Below are 17,609 nucleotides of genomic sequence, written 5' to 3'. Positions count from 1 at the left end.
ATCGGGTGGTGCGGACGGACGGGGGGCAGGGAGCCGCTCGCCGGGCGCCGGGGCGTCGGGGCTTCGGGATGCCGGGGGAGCCGGGAGCGGCGGGGAGGGGGCCGGTGCGGACGCCGGGCGGCTCAGAACGCGGCCTTGCCGTACACCGGCACGTAATCGGTGTACTCGGCCTCCTTGGCCAGCAGTCCGCCGATCCGCGCCACGATGGCCCGGGCGGCCTCGCCGGCGAAGATCCGGTGGTGGTCCTCCTCGCTGGTCCAGCCCTCGGTGACGTGGACGACATCGGGGTCGGACGCGGAACGGGAGACGAGATACACCACGCAGTGCTCGCTCGAACCCGGGGCGCCCTCGTCCAGGCCGGTCAGCAGCAGCTCCACGAGCCGGTCGCCGCCGCCGGGTCCGGCGGTCAGGGTGGCGGTGAAGCCGTAGTGGGCGGTCATGGCTGCCTTCTTTCGACGTGGTGGAGTGAGGTGACTCCAGTCAACTGCCCTGACCTGCGGAAACGTTAGAACGATGCTCGCTGGTCCTTGCACGATCCTGGCGACTCGGGGAGCCGGGGCGCGGAGGGGTGCTGCAATGGGCCCATGGACCTCACGGAGCTCCGCACGCTGCTGGCCCGGCACGCCCGGCCCGACTCGACCACCGCCGTCGACGGCGTCCTCGTCTCGAAGGTCGACCGGGCGGACCCGCCGGTCCCCTCGATGTCCGGCACGGTGCTGGCCGTTATCGCCCAGGGCGCCAAGCGGCTCGCCCTGGGCGACCGGGTGTACGAGTACCGCGCCGGGCAGTACCTGGTCGCGTCGGTCGACCTGCCCGTCACCGGGCAGTTCACCCTGGCCGGTCCCGAGCGGCCGGCCCTGGGGTTCGGCCTGCGGCTGGAACCGTCCGAGGTCGCCGAACTGCTGCTGCGGGCCGGCACCGGGGACAGGCGCCGCCCGGGGGAGGGCGCGCCGCCGGGGATCGCCGTCAGCGACGCTCCGGCCGCCCTGCTCGACGCGGTGGTCCGGCTGCTGCGCCTGCTGGACGAGCCGCGGGACCGGGACGTGCTGGCCCCGCTGGTCAAACGCGAGATCCTGTGGCGCCTGATCACCGGGGAGCAGGGTGCGACGGTCCGTCAGCTCGGGCTGCCCGACAGCGGCCTCAGCCACATCTCGCGGGCCGTGCGCTGGATCCGCGAGCACTACGCGCAGCCCTTCCGCGTCGAGGACGTGGCGCGGCTGTCCGGTATGAGCGTCTCCGCCTTCCACCGCAACTTCCGGGCGGTGACCGCGATGAGCCCGATCCAGTTCCAGAAGCAGATCCGGCTCCAGGAGGCCCGGCTGCTGCTCGCCGCCCGCCCCGGCGACGTCACCGGCGTCGGACACCGTGTCGGCTACGACAACCCGTCACAGTTCAGCCGCGAGTACCGCCGCCAGTTCGGCGCGCCCCCCAGCCGGGACGCGGCCCGCCTGCGCCAGGCGGTGCGCACTCCGGCGGAGGCCCTTCCCTGAGCCGCCGCGGCCGGTCCCATCCGCGCCGTTTGGGAGGATGTCAGCGCGAGGACCTACTCTGTGCGTCGTGAAGTCGCACGTCTCGGAATCCGCTCCGCCGCAGCTCAGTGGGGTACAGCCCGGTTCGGTGGCCCGGCCCGCCCCCGGGCCCGCCGCCGACGAGGGGCTGGCCCGGCGGCTGCGCGCGCTCGCCTGCACCGCGCCGCTCCACGACCTCGACGCGCGCAAGGCCAACCTCGCCGGTGAGTACACGGTCTACGCGATGGCGGAGACGGCGCTGGCCGCCATCGATCTCGTCACGCTGAACATGGACTTCGACACCGGCGCCGACCACGAGCAGGTCGTCGCCCGGCTGCTGCCCCGGGTCGCCGCGCAGGCACCGGAGCGCCCCGCCGCCGAGCACGAACGGGTCGCCCGCTGGGTCCTGGAGAACCTCATCAACGTCGGCAGCGTGGACCGCGGCTTCCGCGCGGTCTACGGAACCTTCGGCCCCGACGGCCGCTACGTCCGCCGGGACTACGACTTCAAGCTGATCGAGGAGGTCCCCGGGCCCGGCGGCGGTGTCTATCTGCGCACCACCGACGAGGCGGTCAACGTCCTGGTCGGCGCCCTCGACACGGATGTCACGAGCGCGCAGATCGCCGCCGAGGTCAAGCTGGAGGTGCTGATCAGCCGGGGCCGGCTCGCCGACGCCCAGCTCGCGGCCGAACAGGCCCGCTACCGCACCGTGCAGTACGCCGAGACGCTGCGCCGCACCCTGGAGGCCACCCGGCGCAACGTCCGCGCCGTGGACTGGCTGAACCGGGTGCCCGATCTGATCGCGGAGGCGCTCGACCACGTCGCCGACCGCTACCGCCACGAGAACGCCATCCTCACCAACATCCGCCGCGCCCGTGACGAGGCGGAGGACGCCGAGCACAAACGGCGCGCCGCCGAGCTCGTGGACATCGTCAAGGACTGCGTCCGGCGCCACACCCAGCTGCAGTCCCGGCTGCTGGAGGCCGGCCCGCTGTTCCGCGCCGAGCAGGACCGGCAGGCGTTCGCCCCGCCCTCCGCGCGGGCCGGGCTCGACCTGTACGGCCAGCTGCTCGCGCCACTGCTGCCGCTGCCCGTGGAGCGGGCCCTGCCCGTCACCGACGCCTTCTTCGCCCGCGGTACCGGCCTGCGCACACCCCCGGCCGTGCGCCTCGGCGACCTCACCGCCCTGCTCCTCACCCCGCCCGCCGAACGCGAGCACCTCGGTGCGGAGATGCCCGAGCCGGACCTCGTCACCACGCCCGACGACAGCCGGTTCAGCGAGGAGCAGCTGGCCCGCGCCCTGGACCTGCTCGACCTGCCGCCCGACGCCCCGCGCCGGCTCTCCGGGCTGCTGGCCGAGGCCCGCCGCCAGGACCCCGAACTGCCCTATCTCGTCGCGCTGCTGGCGGTGCACGCCGCGAGCCCGCCGGTCGGCACCGCCTACCGCCAGGGCGAGCGGCGCCTGCTGTTCGCCGTGGACGACGGCGTCCAGCTCGACGACCCGGAGTACGGCGGCGCCGACCTGATCGTCGGCACCGCCCTGCTCGACGCGGCGGGCATGGCCGCGGACCGCAGCACGGAGGCGGCGTGACGCCCCCGGCCCCCGCACCCGGCCCCGCACCCGGCAAGGAGCGACAGCAGTGAACGAGTACGGCACGGACGACGGTTCCCCGGGCCTCCCGGGCGACGGCTGCCCGCCGCCCGGCGGCCGGGAGGAGACCGCACCGCGCGCCCCGGCGGGCACCGCCGCGGTCACGCCGGCCGACGCCGCCGACGCCGCGCGGCTCGTCTCCTACGGCCTCCAGCCGAGGCTGCTCCCCGCCCGCGACGCCGACTACGCCGAACTGCTGCGCCGGCACCGCGACGACCCGGCCTTCGCCCGGCTCGCCGACGCGGTCGCCACCGGGCTCGGCCTCGTCGTCCTGGAGGTGTCGTCCCGCGCGGGCATGGTGGTGACGGCCGCCGAGGACTCCGTCTTCGCCGTCCGCATGGGCGACTACGCCCGCCGCGCCGTCTCCGACACCACCGACCGCTTCCTGCACGGCCTGGCCCATCTCGCCGTCGCCGCCCTCGCCTTCCCGCGCCCCGAGGACCTGGCCGACGACGGCTACATCGGCCGGATCACCGTCAACGGCGTCGACGCCTTCGTCCGGCAGGCCTGCCGCCGGCTGGAGGAGCGCGCCGAGGCGGCGGGCGAGAACACCGACCCGGCCACCGGCGCCCCCGGGCTGGAGGCCGCCTGGCGGGTGTGGTCACGGCGCAGCGCCACCGGCGCCACCAAGGACGCCCGCCGGCTGGCCGGTTCGACCACCGGCATCGTCGGCAAGGCCGTCGCGTTCCTCACCGACTCCGGCTTCCTCCAGCGCACCGGGGACGACGCCGGAGGCTCGTACCGCACCACCGCCCGCTATCAGCTCCAGGTGCGCGACATGGCCGGCTCCGCCGCGCTGGCCGAGCTGCTGGAGCTCGGCGTCGTGGCCGTCGGCGACGGCACCCCGACCCTGCTGCCCCCCGACGAGAGCGACGAACTCGTCGCCGACGCCGGACTGCCCTTCCACACCTGACGGGCCCGGCGCACCCGGCGCCCCGGGGGCGGGGCCTCCCGAACCGCCGCCTCCGGGAACGCCGGCCGCCAGACCCGACCGTCCGCATCACACCGAGAGTCCGCCGCCATGTACGAGCTGTCCCGGGTCCGCCTCTACTCCATCGGCCCCGCAGGCGCGCGCTACGCCGACACCGTGCTCGATCTGCGCGGCGTCGGCGACCCCGTGGCCCACCCCGCCCCCGCCCAGGCGGACTTCTTCGAGGAGGAGCCCACCGGGCCGCCGCGCCGCCCGGCCCCCGCCGGAGTGCTCTTCCTGGAGAACGGCGGCGGCAAGTCCGTCCTGCTCAAACTGATCTTCTCCGTGATGCTGCCCGGCCACCGCAACACCCTCGGCGGCGCCAGCTCCGGCGTGCTCCGCAAGTTCCTCCTCGCCGACGACTGCGGGCACGTCGCCCTGGAGTGGACGCACACCCTCACCGGCGAGACCGTCGTCGTCGGCAAGGTCAGCGAGTGGCGCGGCCGCCAGGTCTCCTCCGACCCGCGCAAGTTCGCCGAGGCCTGGTACTCCTTCCGCCCCGGCCCCGGGATGAGCCTGGACTCGCTGCCAGTGGCCGAGTCCACCGCCGTCCGGGCCCCCGCCGAGGGCGTGTCGGGCGCGCGGGGCCGCCGCCGCACCATGAAGGGGTTCCGCGACGCCCTCACCGAGGCGGGCCGGGCCTATCCCAACCTCGACGTGGTCTGGGAGGAGATCCACGAGCGCTGGAACGAGCACCTCGGCGAACTCGGCCTCGACCCCGAACTCTTCCGCTACCAGCGGGAGATGAACGCCGACGAGGGCGAGGCCGCCGGCCTCTTCGCCGTCAAGAACGACGCCGACTTCGCCGACCTGCTGCTGCGCGCCGTCACCGACACCCGCGACACCGACGGCCTCGCCGACCTCGTGCACGGCTTCGCCCACAAGCTCGGCCGCCGAGCCGAGCTCACCGCCGAACGGGACTTCACCGCCGGCTCCGTCGACCTGCTCGGCCGGATCACGGAGGCCGCGGCGGAACGGGAGCGCGCCCGCGAGGTGCACGCCGGGGCCGAGCGGCGCACCCGCACCCTCGTCCGGCGGCTCGCCGCCCGCGCCCGCGAGGAGCGCGGCCGGGCCGCCGAACTGGCCGGCCAGGTCACCGCCGCGGAACGGACCGTCGCCGAGGCGGAGCGGGCCCGCGAGCGCGGCTCCCTGATCGCCGCCGAACTCGCCTACCGGCACGCCTCGCTGGCCCTCGCCGCCGCCGAGAAGGCCGCGGCCGCGCAGAAGCGGGAGCTGGGCGAGGCCCGCACCCTCCTCTCCGCCTGGCAGGCCGCGGAGGCCGTCCTGCGCCACCGGGCCGCCGCCGACCGCTCCGCGCGCGTCGCCGCCGCGATCCGCGAGGCCGAGCGCGACGCCGCCCCGGCGCTCGCCGCCCGGGCGACCGCCGCCGCAGAACTGGTCGGCGCCCTGGACGCGGCCGTCGAGAACGGCGAGCGGATCGCGGCCGGGGAGGAGGCCCGTTCCGCCGCCCTCCAGAGCGAGGGGGAGACCGCCCACCGCGGTGCCACCGAGGCCGCGACCGCCGCCCAGCGCGCCCGCAGCGAGGCCGAACATCTGCGGCAGCGGCTCGCCGAGGTCGAACAGGAGACGGCGGAGGCGGTCCGCTCCGGCTGGCTCGACGACACCGCGCCCGACGCGGACCCGGCGCGTGCCGCGCTCGCCGCCGGCGAGGCCGTACGGTCCGCGGTCGCCGCCGCGACCGCCGCCCGGGACACGGCCCGGCGGGCCGCCGACCGGGCCCGGGAGGCCGCGGCCGAGGAGACCCGGGCCGACCTGGCCGCCTCCCGCGCCGAGGACGCCGCCCGCGCGGCGGAGTCCGCCCATACCGCCGAGCGCCGCACGGCCGCCGCGATCGCCGCGGAACCCCGGCTCGCCGAACTGCTGAGCCTTCCGGCTCCCGGCTCGGCGGCGGCCGCCGAACCGGGCTCCGCGGACGGCGGCGGCACCGGAGCCCCCGGGCGGGCGGGAACGGCCGCCGTACCGGCTCCGCGCGGCGCCGGCCCGGCCCCGTCCGGCCCGGCCGCCGCGTCCCCGTCCGGACCCCGCGTCGCGGCGGTCCCGCACCCGGGCGGCCCGGAGGGCCCGCGGGCCACCGGAGACGGGAGTACGGGGCCCGGCGATACGGGCCGGTCCGGTGACCCCCGGGCCTCCGGCACCCCCGCGGCCGAGGGGAGTCCGGACGGCCGGGCGGACGGCGGGGAAACGGCGGCCGGCGGCGTCCCGTCCGGCCCCGGGGAGGGGCACGGCGCCGGCCGGGGGACGGCGCCCGACCACCCGGCGGGCACCGCGGCCGCCGGAACGGGACCGGCCGCCCCGCCGGGGACCGGCCCGGAAACGGCCCACGGGAACGGCACCGGGGACGGCCCGCTGACCGTCGAGGAACTGGACCGCTACGCCGAGGCGCTGCGCGATCTGCTCGACCGCGGAGTCACCTCCGCCGAGCGGCAGTTGTTCGAGCTGAGAACGGCCGCCGCCGACGACGCCCGCATCCTCGGCGCCCTCGGCGACGGCGGACTCCTGCCGCCCGGCCCCGACGTCCTGGCCGCCGTCGAGTACCTCGGCGAGCACGGCATCCCCGCCCTGCCCGGCTGGCGCTACCTCGCCCAGGCCGTGGCCCCGGAGGACCACGCCACGGTGCTCGCGGCCCGCCCCGAGCTCGTCGACGGCGTCGTCATCACCGACCCCGCCACCCACGCCCGCGCCCGCGAGGTGCTCGCGGGGGCCGCGCTGCTGCCCCGCTCGGCCGTGGCCGTCGGCACCGCCGCCGCGCTGCTCGCCCCGCCCCCGCCGGCCGGCGCGGGCGGCGGCAGCGGCCCCGGGGCGGAGGTCTTCCTCGTCCCGCCGAACCCGGCCATGCACGACGAGCACGCCGCCGACGACGAGCGGCGGGCCCGCCGGGCCCGCGCCGCCGCCCGCGACGAGGAGATCCGCGCCCTGGCGGCCCGGCTGGCGGGGGACAGGGCGCTGGCCGCCCGGATCGCCTCCTGGCGCGAGGACTGCCCGCCCGGCCGGCTCACCGAGCTGGCGGAGGCCGCCCGTTCGGCCCGGAACGCGGCCGCGGACGCCCGGGAGCGGCTCGCCGGGGCCCGGACCGCCCGCGCCGAGGCGGAGGAGGCGGCGGCCGGAGCCGCCTCGGCGGCGGACGAGCGGCAGGAGGCCGCGCAGCGCGCCCGCCGCACCGCCGATGCCCTCTCCGGCCTCGCCTTCCGGCTCCGGGAACGGGCCCGCTGGCAGAGCCGGCTGCGGGAGACCGCGGAGGAGACCGCCGAGGCCGAGGCGCGCGCCGCGGCCTGCTGGGAGCGGGCCCGTGCCGCGGACGAGGACCGCCGCGCCGCCCAGCGTGCCGCCGACGACGCCCGGCGCACCGCCCGCACCCTGCGCGCCGAGCGAGCCGAGATCGCGGGCGTCGCCGAGGAGGCGGCCCGGGAGGGGCGGGACGCCGCCGAGGCCCGCGGCGCCGCCCTCCCCGATCTCCGCGAGGCCTACCGGGCCGCCTCACAGCTCTACGAGAAGGTCGGCGTCGGCGCCGACCTCCGCGCCGAACAGGCCCGCGCGGAGAGCGACGAGAGCGCGGCCCGCGCCGAACTCGACCGGCTCACCAACAAGGTGCGCACCCGCGCCGCCCAGCTCCTGGAGAGCGCCGACGGCGCCGACGGCCCGTCCCGCCAGGCGGCCGCCGCCCGCGCGGAGTCCCAGGTGCAGCTGCTGGAGTCGCGCGCCTCGGCCGCCAGCGAACAGCTCGGCCGCTACCGGGGCGAGGCCGAACGGCTCGCCCCGCCGCCCGGGCCCGACGGACACCCGGGGGACGCCTACACGGAGCTGCCCGCGGAGCTGGTCCCCGCCGGGGCCGAGGAGGCCAAGGCCCTGCTGCGCACCGCCACCGCCGAACTCGCGGGGCACGAGGAGGCGTGGGAGACGGCCAGAGCCGTCCACGCCGGGCTGCTGCGGTCCCACCGCTCGGCCGAGGAGGCGGCGAGCGGCTTCGACGACACGGCCGCCTTCCTGCGCGAACTGCTGCGCGAGCCGGACCGGGCCGGCGAGCAGGACGGCGAGGAGCCGCCCGCGCCCTACCCGGGCGGCCCGGAGGAGGCCCGGCAGGCCGCCGCCGAGGCGCGGCGGTCGCTCCGCGGCTGCGCCGCCGACCTCTCCGCCGCCGAGGCGGCGGTCCGCGAGGCGAGCGACATCCTCGTACGGCACGCCAACTCCGCCCGCTACGAGCAGGTCCGCACCCCCGCCCGCCAGCAGATCAGGGAACTGCCCGCCGCCGCCCTCGCCGAGCACGCCGGGGCCTGGCGGGAGGCGTTCGCGCCCCGGCTGCGGGTCCTCACCGACGAACTGGAGCAGCTGGAGCGGAACCGGGACAGCATCGTCGACCGGCTGCGCGGCCTGGTGGACGCCTCCCTGGCCACGCTGCGTTCGGCGCAACGGCTGTCGAGGCTGCCCGGCGGGCTGGGGGAGTGGTCGGGCCAGGAGTTCCTGCGCATCCGCTTCGAGGAGCCCGACCAGGCGACGCTCACCGAGCGGCTGGGCGAGGTGATCGACGAGGCCACCCGCGGCGCCGTGCGCAAGAACTCCGATCTGCGCCGGGACGGCATGACCCTGCTGCTGCGCGGGGTGGCGGCCGCCCTCCAGCCGCGCGGCATCGCCGTGGAGATCCTCAAACCGGACGCGGTGCTGCGCGCCGAGCGCGTCCCGGTCGGCCAGATGGGAGACGTCTTCTCCGGCGGCCAGCTGCTCACCGCCGCCATCGCGCTGTACTGCACCATGGCCGCGCTCCGCAGCAACGACCGCGGCCGCGACCGGCACCGGCACGCGGGCACGCTCTTCCTCGACAACCCGATCGGCCGGGCCAACGCCACCTATCTGCTGGAGCTGCAGCGGGCGGTGGCGGACGCCCTCGGCGTGCAACTCCTGTACACGACCGGGCTGTTCGACACCACGGCGCTCGCCGAGTTCCCGCTGGTGATCAGGTTGCGGAACGACGCGGATCTGCGGGCCGGGCTGAAGTACATCCGGGTGGAGGAGCATCTGCGCCCCGGCCTGCCCCGGCAGGATGCGGGGGAGACGGTGCACGGGGAGATCACCGCCACCCGGATGTTCCGCCGCCCGCCGGAGGCCGGCGGCGGGGGAGAGGCGGCGGCCGCCCGGGAGCAGACGGAGTAGGCCGAGAGGGGGGACAGGCTGAGTCGGCGGGCCGGGGACACCGGGGCGGGGCCGCCAGGAGCCCGGAAGCCCGGGACGGCAGCTGCCGGGCCGGCCCGCAGGCCGGCCGGGGAGGGCGGGGAGAGCCTAGACCGAGGACAGCCGGCGCCCCGCGGGCCGCGAGGAGCGGGTGGTCTTCCCGGCCGTCTTCCCGGCCGTCTTCCGAGCGGCCTCCCGCGCGGCGGCCCGCGCCGCGCGCCGGGCCCGCCGCCGTTCGCGGCGCAGCGCCCGCGCGGTGCTGCTCGGGACGGAGACGACGCCGTGCCGCTGGTTCCACACCTGCCGGGTGATCCAGACGTCGAGGACGCTCCAGGTGGCGGCGATGGTCATGGCCACGGTGGTGAGGACGGCGGGCAGGGCCGCCCACACGGCGGCCATGGTGCAGAAGAAGGCGACCATGGCCGTGATCAGGGTCACGGCGACGATGATGCCCGCCCGCACGGCGGCCGAGCGGACCGGTTCGGGGAGCGGCGGCCGGACCGCCGGCTCGACGGTCCACAGCGTGCCCGCCCCGGGTGCGTCGAACGACGGGTCCGCCGGGATGACGTGATCCCGCGCCTCATAAGGAGATTCCGCGCCGCCCTCGGTCGGGCGGTGTGTCTGCGTGTCCATCAAACCTTCACTTTCCCCCGCGGGTGGTGGTGCCGGGCCGGGCCCGGGAGTCCGGGTATCCGGTCGGCTGCCCGCCTCGCGTCGTTCCGAAAACCGGAGTGGGGGAGAAATCCGCTTCCGCCCCTCCACCAGGGACCACGACCGGAAAGGGGCAGAGGTTCCCGGGCTCATCGCTTTCCGGCCAACATGGCCGCGTTCACGAGGTGTTGCGCGCTCCGGCCCGCGCGGGCCCGCTCGGTGTGATGTCCTGGAATCATCCGACAGCTCCGGGTCGGGGCTTGACCGGCACCTGCGTGGATACCCGGACTGGTCTTCGAGTTGCCACCCTCGCAGTAGTAGGCTCACGCCGTTTGCAGACGGAATACGGAACACCACCTCCGGCGAGCCGGGGTTGACAGTGGGGGAGGCCATGCGCTTTCGCGGGAAGTCGATCCGCAGGAAGATCGTGGCGCTGCTGCTGGTGCCGCTGGTGTCGCTCGTGTCCGCATGGGCCCTGGCCACGGCGCTCACCGGCGGCCAGGCCAAGCGGCTGCTCGACATCAGCCCGCTCATCGACAACGTCGGCATACCCGCCGAGCAGCTCGCGCAGACCCTGCAGCGGGAACGCCGCCAGACCATGGTCTACCTCGCCGATCCGCGCAGCGCCGACACCCTGGCCGAGCTGCACAGCAGGGAGAGCGCCACCGACGAGGCGCTGGCCGCCTTCCGGACCGCCCTGGCCGCCGAGGGCGTCCACGAGAAGATCGACGGCGATGGCGGGGCCCGGGACCGTCTGCACGACCTGGAGGACGAGCTGGAGGGCCTCGACAGCGTCCGGCGCAAGGCGCAGGAGGGCACCCTCGCCCCCGCCGACGCCTTCGCCACGTACAACGAACTCGTCGACCCCTGCCACGAACTGCTGCTCGCCCTGCACGCCTACGCCCTCGACGAGCTGGAGCTCGACCAGGAGGGGCGCGCCCACATCGGCACCATCCGCGCCCGCGAGGCCCTGGCCCGCGAGGACTCGCTGCTCGCCGCCGCGCTCACCGCGGGCACCCTGTCCGAGGGCGAGCTGCGGATGTTCGCCGACCGCGTGGCCGACCGGAGGCTCCTCTACAGCCTCAACCTGGAACAGCTCCCCGCCGCCGAGCGGGAGCGCTACGAGAGGTTCTGGACCGGCTCCGAGACCTCCGAACTGCGCACCACCGAGGAGAAGCTGATCTCCGAGGGCCCGGAGGGGCTGGAGGACATCAACGCCGAGCGGTGGCAGTCCGCCGCCGAGACCGCGCTGTCCGACCTCGACCGGATGGGCATCGAGGCCATCGGCCGCTACCAGGAGCGCGTCGAGCCGCACGTCACCCGCGTTCTGCTGCAGGCGGCGGCGGTGGCCGTGCTCGGCTTCCTGCTGGTGATCGCCTCCATCGCGGTCTCGTTCCGCATCGGCCGCAGCCTCGCCCGCGACCTCAGCCGGCTGCGCAGGGACGCCCACGAGATGTCCGGGGTCCGGCTGCCGGCCGTCATGCGCCGGCTCGCCGCCGGGGAACAGGTCGACGTCGAGGCCGAGGCGCCCCGGCTGGAGTACGGCCAGGACGAGATCGGGCAGGTCGGCCAGGCCCTCAACACCCTGCAGCGGGCCGCCGTCGAGGCGGCCGTCAAACAGTCCGACATGCGCCGCGGCGTCTCCGAGGTCTTCGTCAACCTCGCCCGCCGCAGCCAGGTGCTGCTCCACCGGCAGCTCAGCCTGCTCGACACCATGGAGCGCCGGACCCAGGACGCCGACGAGCTCGCCGACCTGTTCAAGCTCGACCACCTCACCACCCGCATGCGCCGCCACGCGGAGGGCCTGGTCATCCTCTCCGGCGCGGCCTCCGCCCGCCAGTGGCGCAAGCCCATCCAGCTCATGGACGTGGTCCGGGCCGCCGTCGCCGAGGTCGAGGACTACGAGCGCGTCGAGGTGCGCCGGCTGCCGCGGCTGGCGGTCGCCGGGCCGGCCGTCGCCGACCTCACGCACCTGATCGCCGAACTGCTGGAGAACGCCACGGTGTTCTCGCCCCCGCACACGGCCGTGCAGGTGCACGGCGAGCGGGTCGCCAACGGTTTCACCCTGGAGATCCACGACCGCGGTCTGGGCATGACACCGGAGACGCTGCTCGACGCCAACCTCCGGCTGGCCGAGACCCCCGAGTTCGAACTCTCCGACACCGACCGGCTCGGCCTCTTCGTCGTCAGCCGGCTCGCGCAGCGGCAGGGGGTCCGGGTCTCCCTCCAGACCTCCCCGTACGGCGGCACCACCGCGGTGGTGTTCATCCCCGCCGCCCTCCTCACCGAGAAGGCGCCGGAGGGCGGCCGGGGCCGCTCCGAGGACACCACCGAGACGGCGGCCCCGGGCGGCAAGCTCGCCGCCCTCGCCCAGGTGCCCGTCCCGCTGGGCGGCCCTTCGCGGCGCGGTATGCCGGCCCTCGACGGCCCCGTCGAACTGGAGGCGCCGGACGCACCCGGGGACGAGGTCGACCACGAGGGGCTGCTCTTCCGGGCCCGCCGGCGCACCGGCTGGCACGGCGGCCGGGAGGAGAGCACCGAACGCCCCGACCGCTCCGCGCGGCGGGACCGCCCCGGGCCGCCCGCCGTACCGGCCGCGGAGCAGCACCAGCAGGCACGCGACGGCGACACCGCGGGACCGGAGACCACCCGTTCCGCGCCGCGGCCCCGCCGCGGGACCCCGGTCCTGGTCTCCGACCACGGCCGGCCCGTCGACGCCGCCCGCCGCACCCCGCCCCCCGACGGAGAGACCGGGCCCGGCGCCGGGCCCGGCGGCCCGGGCGGACTGCCCAAGCGCGTGCGCCAGGCGAGCCTCGCCCCCCAGCTCAAGGCGGAGCACGGACCACGGTCCGAGCCGCCGCCGGAGACAGCGGACCCGGAGCCCGACCGCGACGCCGAGGAGGTGCGGGCCCGTATGGCCTCGCTCCAGCGCGGCTGGCAGCGCGGCCGGGCGCACGACGGTGACGACGCCGGAACCACCGGGGACACAGCACCAGGAACGACACATGAGGGGAACGGTCGATGACCTCACCGCAGGCCATGGGACGCAACGCCGCACGGGGCGGGGCGGGCGAGCTGAGCTGGCTCCTCGACGAGCTGGTGGAGCGCGTCGGCAGCATCCGGAAGGCCCTGGTGCTGTCCCGTGACGGACTGCCGACCGGTACCTCCCAGGACCTCAGCCGCGAGGACGGCGAACACCTGGCGGCCGTCGCGTCCGGGTTCCACAGCCTGGCCAGGGGCGTGGGCCGGCACTTCGAGGCGGGCCGGGTCCGGCAGACCGTCGTCGAGCTGGACGAGGCGTTCCTCTTCGTCACCGCCGCGGGCGACGGCAGCTGCCTGGCCGTGCTGGCGGACGCGGACTCCGACGTGGGCCAGATCGCATACGAGATGACTCTGCTGGTCAAGCGGGTGGGCGCGCACCTCGGTACCGCCCCGCGCGAAGACCTGGCCGGCGGAGGGTGACGGGGGGTGGCATGAGCGAAGACGGCCAGGGGGAAGGGCACTGGTTCGACGACGAGGCCGGACCGGTCGTGCGGCCGTACGCGATGACGCGCGGACGCACCCGCAGCGCGGCGGAGGACAAGCTCGACCTGATCGCCGTGGTCGTCGCCCAGGACCGGGGGACGACCGATCTCTACGCGGGCCACTCGGCCGTGGACCACACGCTCTCCCCGGAGCACATCGACATCGTCGAGCGGTGCCGGGACGTCCCGCAGTCCGTGGCCGAGCTCTCGGCCGACCTCGATCTGCCGGTGGGGGTCGTACGGGTGCTCATCGGTGATCTCATCGACGGGGACCTGGTCCGGGTCTCCCGCCCGGTGCCCCCGGCGGAACTGCCGGACGAGAGCATCCTGCGCGACGTGATCGCCGGGCTCCGGGCCCTCTGACCGCCCCGGCCCCGGGGCGGGCCGGCGGACACGGCAGGGCCCGCCGCCGGCTCCCCGCACCGAACGGGGGGACGGCGGCGGGCCCGGTGATCCGGGGCCGGCCGGTCCGGCGTCAGTCGTGCGGCACCACGGCGACCGGCGCGGACACATGGTGCAGCACCGCGTGCGCCACCGAACCGAGCCGCGGCCCGATGTGCAGGCCGGACGTGCGCCGCCGGCCGACGACCACCAGACCCGCGTCCTCGGCGGCCTCGATCAGCTCCCGTCCGGCGCTTCCGAGCGGCACGCCCGGGATCACCTCGACGCCGGGGTGCGCCTCCCGCCACGGCCGCAGCAGACCCTCCAGCGTCTCGGCCCGCTCCCGGGTCAGCTCCTCGGTGCTGGGCTCCAGGTTTCCCCCGGCCGCCGCCGTCGGCTCGTAGCGGAGGGCGGGGGCCGGGGCCCAGGCGCTCACCACGCGCAGCGGGACACCGCGCCGCTCGGCGGCGTCGAACGCGAACTCCACGAGTGCGTCGTTCGGATGCCGGACGTCCCAGCCCAGCACCACCTCGCGGCCCTCGGGCGCCGGCGTGGCCGCACCCGGGGCACCGGCGCCGGCGGTGGCCGCCCGCACCAGCACCACGGGCTTCGCGGCGCGCGCGACCGTGGCCATGGCGACGGAACCGAGGAGGAAACCGGCCATGCCGCTCAGCCCGCGGGACCCGAGGACCAGCAGGTCCGCCTCGTCGCAGGCGTCCAGCAGGGCGTGCACCGGGTCCTGGTCGGTGATGTGGCCGGTCGTCACCGACAGGCCGGGGTGGCGCTGCTCCAGGGCCTCGCGGTTCTCCCGGAGGAGCTTCTCCTCCCAGTGGTGGATGTCCACACCGCCCGGCGGGGTCGGCGGCGCCGGCGGGCGGATGTGAACCAGCCGCAGCGGCAGCTTCCGGCGGAGGGCTTCCCCGGCGGCCCATTCGGCGGCGGCGAGGCTCTCGGGCGAACCGTCGAGTCCGACCGTGACAGGGTGGTTCATGCCGACTCCTCCAGAAAATCGCGTGGACGGCGCCGCGTGCGCCGACGGATCCGGGCGGTCCCGGCTCCGTGTGATCAGTTTCCGGCCGGCGGGAGGGGTCTGAACAGGGACTCTGGTCCCGCTGTACTGCCGGAGGGCCCGGTCGGCCCCGGCCGGCGGCCGGTGTGTCCCGGTAACCGCCCGCCGCCCCGCCGAAACAGCGGAAGCCCGCCGTCCGGGGGAGCGTACCCCGAGGGGTGCCCCGGCTCCCCCCGCGCGGTGCCTCCCGCCGCGCCCGCGTTCCGGCTCTCCCGGTCCGCCGTCTCCGCCGTCTCCGCCGGCTCCCGGGGCGGCGACCGGCCGGAGGTGTGATCCCCGGCCGGGGCCGGTTACACCGGCCGGATCGGGGGACTCGCGGGAACGGACACGGCTGCCCCCGGCACGCCGCTCAGCCGTCCGGGCCGGTGGGCGGCCCGGACGGCCGGGCGTGCCGCGGCCGGCCGCGCCGGCTCCGCGGGCGCCGCACCGCTCACCTTCCGGAGGTTCACCCAATGAACGGCACCGTCACCGCGGGTCTCGACGGCTCCCCCGAGAGCGCCGCGGCCGCCGAGTGGGCGGCCCGCGAGGCGCTGCTCCGCGGTGTGCCGCTGCGGCTGGTCCACGCCCGGGAGAAGGAGCCCCACCTCGTCCAGGCGCCGTTCGTCGGTGTCGAGACCCAGCACGAGTGGGCGGGCGGCATCCCGGAGGAGGCGGTCGCCGGGCTCCGGGAGCGCCACCCCGAGCTGGAGATCACCGCCGACGAGGTCACCGGGCGGCCCGCCGAGGTGCTGCAGGGCATCGCGCGCACGGGGGAGCTGCTGGTCCTGGGCTCGCGGGGACTCGGCGGTGTCGCCGGCTTCCTGGTCGGCTCCGTCGCCCTGGCGACCGTGGCGCACGCGACCCGGCCCACCGTGCTCGTACGGGCCGGGGCGGCCGCGGGGGAGAGCGACCGCGCCGGCGGGGGCGGGCAGTCCCCGGCCGCGTCCCCGTACCGGGACGTGGTCCTCGGCCTGGACCTCACCCAGCCCAGTGCCGAGGTGATCCGTTTCGCCTTCGAGGCCGCCGGCCGGCGCTCCGCCCGGCTCCGCGTGGTGCACAGCTACCGGCTGCCGCCCGCCGAGACCTGGGGAAGCCGGCCGTCCGCCGGCGCCTACCCGCCGACCACGGCGGACATCGTGCCCAGCGCGGCGGACTTCTCCCGGTACGAGGAGCGGGCGCTGGCCGCGGCCCTGGCCCGCTGGCGGGCCGATTTCCCGCGGGTCGAGGTCACCGAGCAGACGGGTGTCGGCGCCGCCGCCCACCATCTGGCGGAAGCGTCGGCCGAGGCCTCGCTGGTCGTCGTGGGCCGGCGCATACGGCGCTCCCCGCTGGGCACCCACATCGGGTCCGTAACGCACGCGGTGCTGCACCACTCCGCGGCCCCCGTCGCCGTCGTCCCGCACGACTGAGGAACGCGGTCCGGTGTTCCGGCCCTTCCCGGTGCGAGCGGCTGACGCACCGTCACCGGACGGGCCGCTCCGGGCCGGTGGGGGCGGGCGCGCGGCCCGGGACCATCGGTCCCGGGCATGCACCGCTCGGCACTGGGCGGCGCCCTCGCGACCACCGGATGCTGGACTCACGACGACGGAGGAAACATCATGCGAGCACTCGTCTTCCACGGCCCCGGGCAGTCCTCCTGGGACACCGTCCCCGACCCCGCCATCCAGCAGCCCACCGACGCGATCGTGCGTGTCGACACCACCACCATCTGCGGAACCGACCTGCACATCCTGAAGGGCGACGTCCCGGAGGTCCGGCCGGGCACGGTCCTCGGCCACGAGGCCGTCGGCGTGATCACCGAGGCCGGGGACGCGGTCGGCGCGTTCCAGGTGGGCGACCGGGTCCTGGTGTCCTGCATCTCCGGCTGCGGCCGCTGCCGCTACTGCCGCGAGGGCGCCTACGGGCAGTGCCTGAGCGGCGGCGGCTGGATCCTCGGCCACCTGGTCGACGGGACCCAGGCCGAGTACGTGCGGGTGCCGTTCGCGGACCTGTCCCTGCACAAGCTGCCGGACGAGGTGCCGTCCGAGCAGGCGATCCTGCTCTCCGACATCCTGCCCACCGCCTACGAGGTCGGCGTGCTCAACGGGCGGGTGACCCCCGGCGACACCGTGGTGATCGTCGGCGCCGGACCGATCGGCCTGGCGGCCGTCGCCACGGCGCGGCTGTACTCGCCCGGCCGGATCGTCGCCGTCGACCTCGCGCAGTCCCGGCTGGACGCGGCCAAGCGGCTCGGCGCCGACGACGTCGTCCGGGCCGAGGAGGACGTCGAGGGCTTTGTCCGCGGGATCACCGGCGGACTGGGCGCGGACGTGGTCATGGAGGCCGTCGGCGTGCCGGAGAGCTTCGAGCTCTGCACCCGGATCGTCCGCCCCGGCGGGCACGTCGCCAACATCGGGGTGCACGGCAAGCCGGCCGCCCTGCACCTGGAAGACCTGTGGATCAAGAATCTGACCATCACCACGGGCCTGGTCGACACCTCGTCCACCCCGGCCCTGCTCCGGATGCTGGCCGCCGGACGGCTGCCCGCCGCCGAGCTGACCACCCACACCTTCGCGCTCGACGCCATGGAGGAGGCGTACGACGTCTTCTCCCGCGCGGCGGAGACCGGAGCCCTGAAGGTCGTCATCAACCGGAGCTGACGGCGCCCCGGCCGCCCCGGCCCGCCGGGGCGGCCCGCCCGGCCACCACCCGCACG

The 17,609-nt window shown here is 76.4% G+C and carries 12 protein-coding genes; 9 read left to right on the top strand and 3 right to left on the bottom strand.

Annotated features, from left to right (window positions below; all coding sequences use genetic code 11):
* Window positions 1-122: 122 nt before the first annotated feature.
* Window positions 123-440 (bottom strand): putative quinol monooxygenase, encoded by a 318-nt coding sequence (locus SXIN_RS01550; RefSeq protein ID WP_019708223.1) that lies wholly within the window; start codon window positions 438-440, stop codon window positions 123-125.
* A gap of 144 nt (window positions 441-584) precedes the next feature.
* Here SXIN_RS01550 and SXIN_RS01545 point away from each other — a divergent pair, with 144 nt between their 5' ends.
* The 4 genes from SXIN_RS01545 (at window position 585) to SXIN_RS01530 (ending at window position 9,292) form a co-directional block, all read left to right on the top strand.
* On the top strand, window positions 585-1,490 hold the full coding sequence (locus SXIN_RS01545; RefSeq protein WP_019708224.1) for an AraC family transcriptional regulator: 906 nt from the start codon (window positions 585-587) through the stop codon (window positions 1,488-1,490).
* A gap of 37 nt (window positions 1,491-1,527) precedes the next feature.
* Window positions 1,528-3,099, top strand: a complete 1,572-nt coding sequence (locus SXIN_RS01540) for a hypothetical protein (RefSeq protein WP_095756453.1) — start codon at window positions 1,528-1,530, stop codon at window positions 3,097-3,099.
* Between the two features lie 49 nt (window positions 3,100-3,148).
* Window positions 3,149-4,072: a hypothetical protein gene (locus SXIN_RS01535; RefSeq protein ID WP_238153637.1), complete on the top strand. Its 924-nt coding sequence runs from the start codon at window positions 3,149-3,151 to the stop codon at window positions 4,070-4,072.
* Window positions 4,073-4,180: 108 nt separating this feature from the next.
* On the top strand, window positions 4,181-9,292 hold the full coding sequence (locus SXIN_RS01530; RefSeq protein ID WP_095756452.1) for a hypothetical protein: 5,112 nt from the start codon (window positions 4,181-4,183) through the stop codon (window positions 9,290-9,292).
* 126 nt (window positions 9,293-9,418) lie between these two features.
* Here SXIN_RS01530 and SXIN_RS31815 read toward each other — a convergent pair whose 3' ends face one another.
* A complete protein-coding gene (locus SXIN_RS31815) occupies window positions 9,419-9,943 on the bottom strand; it encodes a hypothetical protein (RefSeq protein WP_238153636.1) in 525 nt (174 codons plus the stop codon).
* Window positions 9,944-10,352: 409 nt separating this feature from the next.
* Here SXIN_RS31815 and SXIN_RS01520 point away from each other — a divergent pair, with 409 nt between their 5' ends.
* The 3 genes from SXIN_RS01520 to SXIN_RS01510 are packed head-to-tail and all read left to right on the top strand — an operon-like array spanning window position 10,353 to window position 13,848.
* Complete coding sequence (locus tag SXIN_RS01520; RefSeq protein ID WP_095757869.1) at window positions 10,353-12,986, top strand: sensor histidine kinase; 2,634 nt, start codon at window positions 10,353-10,355, stop codon at window positions 12,984-12,986.
* Complete coding sequence (locus tag SXIN_RS01515; protein WP_039820884.1) at window positions 12,983-13,423, top strand: roadblock/LC7 domain-containing protein; 441 nt, start codon at window positions 12,983-12,985, stop codon at window positions 13,421-13,423. The genes SXIN_RS01520 and SXIN_RS01515 overlap by 4 nt, the downstream gene beginning before the upstream one ends.
* Window positions 13,424-13,434: 11 nt before the next feature.
* Window positions 13,435-13,848, top strand: coding sequence for a DUF742 domain-containing protein (locus SXIN_RS01510; protein ID WP_019708228.1), 414 nt, complete (start codon window positions 13,435-13,437; stop codon window positions 13,846-13,848).
* Window positions 13,849-13,960: 112 nt separating this feature from the next.
* On the opposite strand, the gene SXIN_RS01505 is transcribed toward SXIN_RS01510, so the two are convergent.
* Window positions 13,961-14,857 (bottom strand): universal stress protein, encoded by an 897-nt coding sequence (locus SXIN_RS01505; protein WP_095756451.1) that lies wholly within the window; start codon window positions 14,855-14,857, stop codon window positions 13,961-13,963.
* Window positions 14,858-15,387: 530 nt separating this feature from the next.
* Here SXIN_RS01505 and SXIN_RS01500 point away from each other — a divergent pair.
* Both SXIN_RS01500 and SXIN_RS01495 read left to right on the top strand, forming a co-directional pair.
* Window positions 15,388-16,323, top strand: coding sequence for a universal stress protein (locus tag SXIN_RS01500; protein WP_019708229.1), 936 nt, complete (start codon window positions 15,388-15,390; stop codon window positions 16,321-16,323).
* 189 nt (window positions 16,324-16,512) lie between these two features.
* A complete protein-coding gene (locus SXIN_RS01495) occupies window positions 16,513-17,553 on the top strand; it encodes a zinc-dependent alcohol dehydrogenase family protein (protein WP_039820885.1) in 1,041 nt (346 codons plus the stop codon).
* The last annotated feature ends 56 nt before the right edge of the window (window positions 17,554-17,609 follow it).

Origin of the sequence: Streptomyces xinghaiensis S187 (assembly GCF_000220705.2) — a bacterium.
In the GTDB taxonomy this organism is placed as follows: domain Bacteria; phylum Actinomycetota; class Actinomycetes; order Streptomycetales; family Streptomycetaceae; genus Streptomyces; species Streptomyces xinghaiensis.
The sequence above is the reverse complement of the archived record's forward strand: the minus strand, read 5'-3'. Positions and strand labels throughout refer to the sequence as shown.

Excerpts from the sequence above, each read along its gene's own strand:
- SXIN_RS01550 (WP_019708223.1), bottom strand. The coding sequence starts at position 440 with ATGACCGCCCACTACGGCTTCACCGCCACCCTGACCGCCGGACCCGGC.
- SXIN_RS01545 (WP_019708224.1), top strand. The coding sequence starts at position 585 with ATGGACCTCACGGAGCTCCGCACGCTGCTGGCCCGGCACGCCCGGCCC.
- SXIN_RS01540 (WP_095756453.1), top strand. The coding sequence starts at position 1,528 with ATGTCAGCGCGAGGACCTACTCTGTGCGTCGTGAAGTCGCACGTCTCG.
- SXIN_RS01530 (WP_095756452.1), top strand. The coding sequence starts at position 4,181 with ATGTACGAGCTGTCCCGGGTCCGCCTCTACTCCATCGGCCCCGCAGGC.
- SXIN_RS31815 (WP_238153636.1), bottom strand. The coding sequence starts at position 9,943 with ATGGACACGCAGACACACCGCCCGACCGAGGGCGGCGCGGAATCTCCT.
- SXIN_RS01520 (WP_095757869.1), top strand. The coding sequence starts at position 10,353 with ATGCGCTTTCGCGGGAAGTCGATCCGCAGGAAGATCGTGGCGCTGCTG.
- SXIN_RS01515 (WP_039820884.1), top strand. The coding sequence starts at position 12,983 with ATGACCTCACCGCAGGCCATGGGACGCAACGCCGCACGGGGCGGGGCG.
- SXIN_RS01510 (WP_019708228.1), top strand. The coding sequence starts at position 13,435 with ATGAGCGAAGACGGCCAGGGGGAAGGGCACTGGTTCGACGACGAGGCC.
- SXIN_RS01505 (WP_095756451.1), bottom strand. The coding sequence starts at position 14,857 with ATGAACCACCCTGTCACGGTCGGACTCGACGGTTCGCCCGAGAGCCTC.
- SXIN_RS01500 (WP_019708229.1), top strand. The coding sequence starts at position 15,388 with ATGAACGGCACCGTCACCGCGGGTCTCGACGGCTCCCCCGAGAGCGCC.
- SXIN_RS01495 (WP_039820885.1), top strand. The coding sequence starts at position 16,513 with ATGCGAGCACTCGTCTTCCACGGCCCCGGGCAGTCCTCCTGGGACACC.